We start from the raw sequence: 202 nt of genomic DNA on the forward strand, positions 1-202 counted from the left end.
AATTTCAGATTGGCGATTTGGCGGGAGCGGAGCTTTTGCCAGAGCAGGTGTTCGCAGTCGGTTTGATTAACACGTAGATGGCGGGCGAACTGGGCGAGGGTGGGGCGAGTTTGCATGCTTCACGATCCTTGTGAAGTTGGTTTGATATTTCACTGTAGCTGAGAACCCTCACCCCAGCCCTCTCCCGGAGGGAGAGGGGGCC

Annotated in this window: 1 protein-coding gene; it reads right to left on the reverse strand. The window is 56.4% G+C overall.

Annotated features, from left to right (window positions below; translation table 11 throughout):
* A partial coding sequence (locus ACM6IN_RS23705; RefSeq protein ID WP_414916792.1) for a DUF559 domain-containing protein occupies positions 1–116 on the reverse strand: 116 nt, incomplete at its 3' end.
* Positions 117–202: the final 86 nt, after the last annotated feature.

This window comes from Pseudomonas sp. IT-P395 (assembly GCF_949767675.1).
Lineage (GTDB): Bacteria > Pseudomonadota > Gammaproteobacteria > Pseudomonadales > Pseudomonadaceae > Aquipseudomonas.